General features: G+C 66.3%; 7 protein-coding genes. 3 read left to right on the top strand and 4 right to left on the bottom strand.

The window, feature by feature from the left end:
- Nucleotides 1–1,337, bottom strand: a 1,337-nt coding sequence (locus ACS8YF_RS14340; RefSeq protein WP_440850826.1) for a HoxN/HupN/NixA family nickel/cobalt transporter, incomplete at its 3' end; no start/stop codon positions are given.
- Nucleotides 1,334–1,924: a hypothetical protein gene (locus ACS8YF_RS14335; protein WP_440850825.1), complete on the bottom strand. Its 591-nt coding sequence runs from the start codon at nucleotides 1,922–1,924 to the stop codon at nucleotides 1,334–1,336. The genes ACS8YF_RS14340 and ACS8YF_RS14335, both read right to left, overlap by 4 nt.
- Before the next feature lie 351 nt (nucleotides 1,925–2,275).
- Here ACS8YF_RS14335 and ACS8YF_RS14330 point away from each other — a divergent pair, with 351 nt between their 5' ends.
- From ACS8YF_RS14330 to ACS8YF_RS14320, 3 genes are read left to right on the top strand one after another with little or no spacing between them, the layout of a single operon-like run.
- Nucleotides 2,276–3,181 (top strand): metal ABC transporter solute-binding protein, Zn/Mn family, encoded by a 906-nt coding sequence (locus ACS8YF_RS14330; protein ID WP_440850824.1) that lies wholly within the window; start codon nucleotides 2,276–2,278, stop codon nucleotides 3,179–3,181.
- The gene (locus ACS8YF_RS14325; protein ID WP_440850823.1) at nucleotides 3,178–4,038 is read left to right on the top strand and encodes a metal ABC transporter ATP-binding protein; all 861 of its coding nucleotides are present in this window, start codon (nucleotides 3,178–3,180) and stop codon (nucleotides 4,036–4,038) included. Before ACS8YF_RS14330 ends, ACS8YF_RS14325 begins: the two co-directional genes overlap by 4 nt.
- Nucleotides 4,035–4,904, top strand: a complete 870-nt coding sequence (locus ACS8YF_RS14320; protein ID WP_440850822.1) for a metal ABC transporter permease — start codon at nucleotides 4,035–4,037, stop codon at nucleotides 4,902–4,904. The genes ACS8YF_RS14325 and ACS8YF_RS14320 overlap by 4 nt, the downstream gene beginning before the upstream one ends.
- Nucleotides 4,905–5,760: 856 nt before the next feature.
- Here the strand turns inward: ACS8YF_RS14320 and ACS8YF_RS14315 are convergent.
- Together ACS8YF_RS14315 and ACS8YF_RS14310 are read right to left on the bottom strand one after the other, a co-directional pair.
- Nucleotides 5,761–7,788: a TonB-dependent receptor gene (locus ACS8YF_RS14315; protein ID WP_440850821.1), complete on the bottom strand. Its 2,028-nt coding sequence runs from the start codon at nucleotides 7,786–7,788 to the stop codon at nucleotides 5,761–5,763.
- 321 nt (nucleotides 7,789–8,109) lie between these two features.
- The gene (locus ACS8YF_RS14310; protein WP_440850820.1) at nucleotides 8,110–8,718 is read right to left on the bottom strand and encodes a TetR/AcrR family transcriptional regulator; all 609 of its coding nucleotides are present in this window, start codon (nucleotides 8,716–8,718) and stop codon (nucleotides 8,110–8,112) included.
- Between the last annotated feature and the right edge of the window lie 316 nt (nucleotides 8,719–9,034).

The raw sequence follows: 9,034 nt of genomic DNA, 5'->3' as shown, positions 1-9,034 counted from the left end.
TCGTGGTCGTGGTCGTGGTCGTGGTCGTGGTCGTGGTCGTGACGATGATCCAGGCTCATCGCGCCTTGTGGCTGGAATCGATAGACCGGGCCCGGCGGGGCGGCGTTCGGGGCCTCGATGTTCCGCGGCTGCCGGCGCCAGTCGCGAATCCGTGCGATCAACAGCACGACGCCAATGATCACGACCATGAGGGCGGAAACGAGGCTCAGCACCGGGAATAGCCGCTCCGGCACAATGTACTGCGATGCCACAAGCGTGGCCCCGCCCAGCATGAACACGCCCGCCGTGTGGGTAATGGTTACCGTCAATCCGAGGAACGCGGCATGCCGCGGCGTACCGCGGCTCCCCACCAGATACGCACCGACCACCGTCTTGCCGTGGCCCGGCGACAGGGCATGGGCCGCCCCCAGCACCGCCGCGAACAGCAGCGCCAGCAAGGCCAGTCCGGGCCCGGCCTGACCCGCGGGCGAGATCAGGTGCGTCAGCTGGCGCGTCGCGCGCTGAAACCAGCCCCCGGACGATCCGGCCGTGACGTCGGTCGAGGGCGACCAGGCACCGAACATGACATGACGCCCGAGCCAGCCCCACCAGCTCGCCCCCGCGGCCGCCCCATCGCCATGACTGGCCGCCGGGTTCGCATAATGTCCGTGCTCGGCACCGAGCGGCACCGATCCGGCCGGCGGCGGGCCCAGGGTGAAGGCCAGATGCACGCTTCGCTCGTCCAGCGGGCCGCCGGGCGGCAAATGGCCCGGGTTGTCACGCAGTGCATGGGTGAGCGATCGGCTGGCGGCATTGGTATCGAATACCGACACGCCGGCTCCCGATCGAACGACGATTGCCTTCCAGCCGTTGCGCCCGCCGTAATTGGTGTTGGCACAGCGCAGATGATGAATCCCCTGGCCCGTCGCCGCCGGCAGGGACGCCGTGTAATAGGCGTCGAAGCGCAGCGAGAATCCGCTGTCGTCCGACGGCAGGCCGGTGTGCCACGACACCAGATGCCACGGCAGCCGCCGGCCATCGACCCGCAGCCGCAGGTGGCGGGCGAACCGGGGCGACATTTTTTTCAGGTACGCGCTGCGCTCGCTTTCGGACGTCACCCCGTCGTGATTGGTATCGGCCCCGTGCAGCGCCTTGAGCGCGGGAATCTGGCCCATCACCACCACGTAATGGGCGGTCACGCGGTGCTTGTCCACATGCAGCGCCACGAACTGGTTGATCGTGTAATTCCCCAACAAACTCACGACCGTATCGGCGCGCGCCCGGTGCGCCGGACACAGTACCGCCAGCAGCACCAGGGGCAGGCACACGGCGCACCGCGCCAACCGGCGCCACGTCATCCCGGCCCTCCCGACCCGGCCTGCAGATGGAGGCGGACCCGTTTGTTGGCGGCGGACAGAAGCGCGGTGTCCGTATGGCCCCGGTCGTGGAACACCAACAGGCCGGTATGGCTCGGGTCCGCAGCGACAAACAACCGGTATTCCACCGACAGGATGTCCGGTTTCGCGGCACGACAGACAACCCGGAACAACAGCACCATGTATTCCTCGGCGCCGCTTCGGTTGGCCTCCTCGACCTGCTCCGGCCGGATGGCGCAGGCGTTATGCCCATCCCCGAAGCGCAGGTGGGCATAAGCGTATTGCGCCAGCTTGGGAAAATGCGGTTTCAATTCGTCGAACGTCACGTCGCCGTCGGCATTGGCGTCCAGATGGAACACGGAATTCAGATCGCGCACGGAAATATCCCACTCGCCATGAAAGACATGCGCATCGCCGGGATCGGCGCGGATGCTGAGATAACTGGTGTCGAAATGGGGCGCACGCGCCGCCGTCAGCCAACGGATGCCGATCACGGGCAGGGGGCACAGGAGCACGGCAGCGACCGCGATCCACAGCACGAGTCGTGTTGTGCGGCGGAGCCGCCTCATCGCGGCGCGACCTCGGGGCAAACCTCGCGCCGGGCGGATAATCCGTACTTACCGGCGGCGCGCGGAAACGGGCCGCGCTCACGCCGGGGCAGCGCCTGGATCAGTAAAGCCAAAGTTGCCGGCACCCCATGAACAGCGGAACCCCTGTCACAGCATAACGGGCCGTGCACGATCGACGACTCGCGACGGCGGTTCGAGCCCACAGCGTATCGCAAACCCGCCCGCCCGACCGCAACGCGATCGAACGCGCCGGGTGCGTCACGCCCATGCTGTCGTCAAGGCATGGCACAGCGCTTGCCGCGACCACTTGAGAGTTATACTATAACGTATCTTTGTCATCCGGAGATAATCATGGCTCAACCTGCAACCGCCCGATCGGTACTGCAATGGCTCGTACTGCTGGCCTGTGCCCTGTCCGCACCGGCCGCGTTCGCGGCCCCCGTCAACGTCGTGGCCGCGGAAAGCAGTTACGGCAGTATCGTCAAGACAGTCGGCGGCTCGCATGTGAAGGTGACGTCGCTGCTCGACAGCCCCAGCGTCAATCCGCACCAGTTCGAGGCGAATCCGCGCATCGGGCGTCAACTGAGCCAGGCCGATCTCGTGGTCATGAACGGCCTGGGTTTCGACGGCTGGATGGACCCGCTGCTGTCCGGGACTTCAAACCCGAAGCGTCAGGTCGTGCGCGCGGCCGAGGCCGCCAGCGGCATCGTGAGCCCGGACAAGAACGAGCATCTGTTCTATTCGCCGCAGGCGGTGCTGGCCACCGCCAGCCGGGTCGCGGCGGCGCTGGCAAGGCTCGACCCGGATCACGCGGCGGATTATCGCCAGGGCCTCGATCGGTTCCAGGCGCAAATGCTGCCGGTCTACGATGCCGTCCAGACGCTGATCGCGGCACACCCGAACCTCACCGTGACCGCGACCGTGCCGGTCTACAACTACATGCTGGCGCTGCTCGGCTATCACGAGCTTTATCGCAAGATCCAGTACGCCTCAGAGGAAAACAGCCAGCCCAGCGCTCGGCAGGTCAAGACCTTCCTCCAGGCGCTGCAGCAACACAAGGTCGATCTGCTGATCTATAACGACCAAGTGCACAACCGGCTCACCGATCAGGAGGTCGAGACGGCCCGCGCCAGCGGCGTGCCCACCGTGGGCGTGAGCGCCATTCCGCTGCACGGCGAGGATTACGCCCAGTGGCAGATCGAACAGCTCAAGGCGATCAAGCAGGCGCTCGACCAGGCAGCGGCCCGATCCTCATGACCGACGCAAGCCCCGCCCATGCCGCGGACAGCGTGGTTTCCGTGCAGGATCTGGCCGCCGGCAAGGCCGGCGAGCCGGCTTTTTCGGGCCTCGACTTCGATCTTGCCCCGGCCAGCTTCACGGCACTGGCCGGCCCCAACGGCTGTGGCAAGACCACGCTGTTCGAAACCCTGTTGGGGCTGGTGCCGCCGATCGCCGGCCATGTTCGGGTGCTGGGCCGTACACCGCAGGAGGCACGGCGCGGCGTGGCCTATGTGCCGCAAGGCACGCGCCTGACACACGACGGTCAGTTCAGTGGCCGGGAATTCGTGGCCGCGGCCTACGCCAGTCATCGCTGGGGCCCGACCTGGCGCTGGCGCGACGCCGCGCGCGCGGTGAATGCGGCGCTGGCGCTGGTCGATGGCCAGGCGCTGGCCGATCGCCGCCTGAACAGCCTGTCCGGCGGCCAGCGCCAGCGATTGATGATCGCCCAGGCCCTGGTCAATTCACCGCGTCTGCTGTTCATGGATGAGCCGCTGGCGCAACTCGACCCGGGCGCCCAGGCGCAGGTGGTGGCCCTGGCCGAGCGGCTGCGCCAGGAGCTGGGACTGGCCGTGCTGTTTTCGACCCACGACGTCAATCCGATTGCCGATGTGGCCGACCGGGTGCTCTATCTGGCCGGGGGCCAGGGCCATATCGGCGCCATCGACGAGGTCGTCACCGCGGCCGGGCTCAGCCGGCTCTACGGCGTGCCCATGCACGTCGTGCGCGATCGCGGCCGGTTGTTCGTGATGCGCGACGAAGCCCCGGGCGCCAACTGCGCGCGCCTCGACTGCGACTGCGCGCCGGTCGACGCGCGACAACGCAAACAAGCATGAGCTGGCCGGTTTTTCTCGACATGGCGTTCATGCGTCACGCGTTTGCCGCCGGCACCTGCGTGGCGATCGCGGGCTCGGCGATCGGTTACTTCGTGGTCCTGCGCCGGCAGGCATTCGCCGCCCATGCGCTGGCCAACGTCGGCTTCGCCGGCGCCGCCGGCGCCTCGCTGATCGGCGCCGATCCGATGCTGGGACTGTTCGTGTTCGTCTTCGGTGCCGCCGCGGTCATGCATCTGGGCGGCACCGAACTGGGCGAGCGCGACGTGTCCGTGGGCATGATTCTCATGTTCTCGCTCGGGCTCGGCATTCTGTTCGTCAATCTATACAGCGCGAACGCGAACGCGGCGATCGGCATTCTCTTCGGCAGCCTGTACGGCGTGAACGCAACCCAGCTGGCGATCACCGCCGGCGTGTCGCTGGCCGTCGTGGGCGCGCTGGCGGTGCTGTTCCGCCCGTTGCGCTTTGCCAGCCTCAACCCCGACTCCGCGCGCGCCCGCGGTATCCCGGTCGCCCTGATCGGTCTGCTGTTTCTCCTGCTGCTGGCGGCCATGGCCGCCGTCGCGGTGCCGGTGATCGGCGCGCTGCTCAGTTTTGCCATCTTCGTTGGCCCGGCCGCGGCGGCCCAGGCGTGGACGAAACGCGTCGCCAGCGGCCTTGCGCTGACCGTGGTGCTGTCCCTGGCCGAAACCTGGAGCGGCATCGTCGCGTCCTATTACATCAACCTGCCGGCCTCGTCGGCGATCGCAGGCAGCAGTTTCGCCGTTTACGCCCTGGCCTGGTTGACCACGCGCCCGCCCCGGTTATCGCGCGTCGCAGGCAGCCGAACCATCGGCGCAGCACGCTTCGGGGTTCCCGAGCGACCGTAGGCCACTTGGCGCGGTTTCGCCGCGATGGCGCCGGTACGGCAGGACTCCGGAACCGACATCGGCCGCTCGAAGCGCGGCGCGCCAGCCGCGTGTCTCGAATACGGCGTGCGGCCCGTCGACGCGACGCCGATGCTTCGCTGTTTTCGCCGGTATCGATGCAGAGGGCGGGCGCCTGGATTCGCCGCAGGCCGGGCCGCCCGCTTCAAGGTTCAACAAACGTGGCGCGGCCCGCACCGGCGGCATGGGCGGGGATGCCCAACGGAGCAGCCATGTCGCCGCCGTAGTGCGGATGCACAACATGCATGGCCGCGTCTCCATCCGGTGCCTGCTGAAACCCGAATTGATCCGCGTGCAATCAAACCGGCGGCCGGGGAAGTCGCCGGCTCGTACGGTTACCCCTCGGCGTTGCGGGTGATGGTCGCTGATCGCCCGATCGGCCCGTCATCGCTCCTGCCGGCTGTTCAGTGATACCGCTTCGACCAGGCCGGCCTTGATTCGCTGGCCATCAGCGTCGACCACTCGATACGAGAGCCTGGATTGATCTTCTGCGCACTTGATCGCGCTTCAGGTCCTGACACGCATGATGGATCGCCTCACCTGTCGGAATGAAGGTGTCTTGATGCCGTTTCGAGCCCGCGCGGGCCGGATTGCGCGCCCAACGAGACAGAGTGTCACGCGCGGCAAACTGCCGGTCGGTCGGTCGGCCGACCGAAACCGGCACGGCACGGCACGGCACGGCACGGCACGGCACGGCACGGCACGGCACGGCAACGATGGTGCCGGCCCGCGCAACCCTGCCGAGGATACCGGGCGGCCGCCCGACGCAAGTCGACGACGACCGCCCCGGCCTGTCTCTCTACAGGTCGAACGGAATCCGCGCGGTCAGGCGGATATCGCGCCCGGGCGACAACGCATAGCCTTTGTAAGTGTCCAGAAAACCACGATACGCCTTGTCGAACAGGTTGTTGATACGCAGGTCGATACGCATTTCCTGGCCATGGATCTTCGGCGCGATGCCGGCGCCCACATCGACCAGGCCGTAGCCCGAGGTCGACGCACGGCCGAACGGCGCGTTGTCGAACTGCGAGAAGGGCTCGCCGGGGGCAGCCTTGTGGCTGTCGTAGTAGCGCACGTCGACCGAGGCATACGTCTGGCGCGGCCAGTCGTTACCGTGCGGCGTGAAACGGGCACCGAGACGAACGTTGTCGGCCGGAATCAACGGCAGCGCCTCGTGATTATCACGCCGCCGGCCGCGCACGACCTCGCCGGCCGCATGCACCGACAGCCACGACGTCACATCGGCCTTGATCGAGGCCTCGGCGCCGTACAGCTCGGCATTGGTCTGCTCATGGTCCAGCACCGGCAGGCCATTGATCGTCTGGCCGGTATCGCGCAGATAGATGTAGTCGTTGATGAGGTTGCGATAGACCGTGGCCTTCGCCTGTAGCCGGTCCGAATGCCAGCGCAGCGACAACGAGGTATCGATGGATTTTTCCGGATCGAGATCGGGGTTGCCGCGCTGATAGGCCGCGACCCCGCCGTGCTGGCCGGCGACATAGAGTTCGAACAGTGTCGGCGCGCGGAAGCCGCGGCCGACGTTGGCCGCCAGCGACAGATGATCGGTGAACGCATAGACCGCCCCCAGCGACCCGGTGACGACGTTATAGGTCTGTTTACGGGCATTGCGAACCGAGGCCGACGGATTGGCCGTCTTGCCGGCCAATGCCTCGACATCGTGGTAGTCGTAACGCGCACCGGCCTGCAACGTCAGCTTGCCGATAGCCTTTTCCTGAAAGGCGAACACCGCCGCGTTGTTCACCTCGCCACCGGGCGAAAGCTGGGTCCGGCCGCGCGAGACCTGTTGCTTGTTGACGTATTCGATGCCGATCTTGCCGCCGTCCAGCCCGAAAACCGGGCCGTTCTGACCCACCAGGCGCGCGGTGTACTGGTTGAACTGCAGATCGATATCGCCGTCGAAGCCGAGATCGCGCGGGTAGCCGGCGGCGTTCGAGCGGCGCCGGTTGTTCTGCCACATCAGCTTTGGTTCCCAGATCATCCCGCCGGCGTTGAACCGGCCGTCGAGCTGAACCTGGCGATCGTCGATGTATTGACCGACGCCTTCGGCGCCTGCGCTCGGCGGCTTGATGCCGGCCGGCGGCGGCAGCAGAAAGTTGTGCTCGTCGTTCCAGCGCGTGTAGCGCAGCGTCCAGTCGCCAAGCGTGTCGTCACGCATGCCGACAGCGACATCGCCGTTGACCTGGTTGAAGTCGGTGTATTTCAACCGGCCGGTATAGGCCGGGGCATCGGGGTGCGTCGCCGCATTCGGCCCGGGGAAATAGGTCGGCTCGTCCGGCGTATGGATATCGCCGCCGTCGCGCCGGATCAGGCCGAAGGCATAGCCGAACCGACCGTTGCCGCCGGTCGCCTTGATGCCCGTATCCCACTCGCGGTTGTTGCTGTCGTAACGTCCCATGACCTCGCCCCGGGCGGTCTTGTCGTAGGCGATTTTCGGCGGCAGCAGATTGATCGCGCCGCCCAGCGCACTCGAGCCATAGAGCACGCTCGACGCCCCGCGCACGACTTCCACCCGGTCGAGCAGGAACGGATCGGTCACCGGCATGTGACGCACGCCAAACGATTGGTTCGAAATGCCGACGCCGTTCGACAGGATCTTCACCCGCTCTCCCGACAGGCCACGGATCACCGGTTTGCCCGCCGTGTTGCCGGTACCGATGGAATCCACGCCGGCCAGATCGTCGAGCGCCTGCCCCAGATTGGCCGCGCCCGTGGCTTCGATATCGTTCGAAGTCACCACATCCACGTCCGGCGCCTGGGACAGCGGATTGCCGGGAATGGGGACGCCGGTCACCGAAATCGCTTTCAAATGCGCCGTCGACCTACCCTGCGCCTCCCCCGCATGGGCCGCATCGGCCGCTACAGGGGGCGATGCGGGCGCCGTGGGCGTGATCGACGGCTGCGCCGTGGCCGCGAACGCGCCCATGGAAATAAAAGGCAATAACATTGCATTTATAACCCGCATCGACCCCATCAATGCAGTGCGGCGCTCGCCCATGACACTCCCCGGAAATGAATTGAATTCGATATGTTATATTATAACGTATCGTACGTAAATCGATATTGCGCGCCCCGCCGACCCCTATTGCGGCAGGTCGGGGGATCGCCCCTGGGGATAGCGCCCGGCGATTCAGTCCTGGTGCGCGGTCAGTCCGGCCCAGAAGATCGGCCAGATCGAGGCGACGCGGCGGTCGTACTCATCCACGGAGTACATGAAGCGTTCGCTGAACAGGCCGTCCATCAGGCAGTAGAAGGCATCGAGGAAGCCCCGCTCGCTGAGATCCGGCCACACGCCGTCGCGCACGCCCTGAGCATAGATATCGTGCAGCGCGGCGTTGATACGCGCCTCGCCCCGCCCGGTCACGGCCCGCACTTCGGCAGCCAGCGGCTCGGGCGGAAACAGCAGGTAGCGCTTGTAGAACACGCCCTGCGCCTCGACCAGGATGAAGCGCGACAGATCACACACCAGTTCGAACAACCGCGTATGCACGTCGGCGCCGGCATGCCGGGTCAGGCTATGGTCGAGCGCCGCGAACAGCGCCGTCTCCACCCGCTCGACCAGCGCCATGAACAATGCCTGCTTACTCTCGATGTGGTTGTACAGCGACGGCTTCTGGATCCCGACTTCGCTGGCGAGCTGCGACAGGCTCATGCCGTCGTAGCCGTGGCGGGCGAACAACGACAATGCAATGTCGTGGACACGATCAACAGTAGCTCGGGAGGCGGGCGAAGTGCTCATGGCAGGGCCTTGCGGGTTTTGGATGTCATGCGACGCCGCGACCACCGCACGCTGTAACAGAATGAATAACCATCAATCGCCTCATTCTAGGGCCTGTGGCCGTTTCGTACACGTGCCACGCCGGAGCCCGCAAGTCCGTCGAGACAAGACGCGCCACGCCGTATCGGCGCCCTGACTGGTTTTATGAGCGGCCCGAAATCCTGTCGGCCGAGGCGCGGCGCGCGGTCATTCGGCGTTCAAGCCCTGGCCCCGGATGGCGCGATTACGCAAGGCATATGGCATGCCAACCGCTGTTTACCGGTCCGGCCGGATGCCA

The sequence above is a fragment of the Salinisphaera sp. SWV1 genome, from assembly GCF_052044155.1.
GTDB lineage: Bacteria > Pseudomonadota > Gammaproteobacteria > Nevskiales > Salinisphaeraceae > Salinisphaera.
Note: the sequence above shows the minus strand (reverse complement) of the source record. Positions and strands in the feature narration are given on the sequence as shown.

Excerpts from the sequence above, each read along its gene's own strand:
- ACS8YF_RS14335 (WP_440850825.1), bottom strand. The coding sequence starts at position 1,924 with ATGAGGCGGCTCCGCCGCACAACACGACTCGTGCTGTGGATCGCGGTC.
- ACS8YF_RS14330 (WP_440850824.1), top strand. The coding sequence starts at position 2,276 with ATGGCTCAACCTGCAACCGCCCGATCGGTACTGCAATGGCTCGTACTG.
- ACS8YF_RS14325 (WP_440850823.1), top strand. The coding sequence starts at position 3,178 with ATGACCGACGCAAGCCCCGCCCATGCCGCGGACAGCGTGGTTTCCGTG.
- ACS8YF_RS14320 (WP_440850822.1), top strand. The coding sequence starts at position 4,035 with ATGAGCTGGCCGGTTTTTCTCGACATGGCGTTCATGCGTCACGCGTTT.
- ACS8YF_RS14310 (WP_440850820.1), bottom strand. The coding sequence starts at position 8,718 with ATGAGCACTTCGCCCGCCTCCCGAGCTACTGTTGATCGTGTCCACGAC.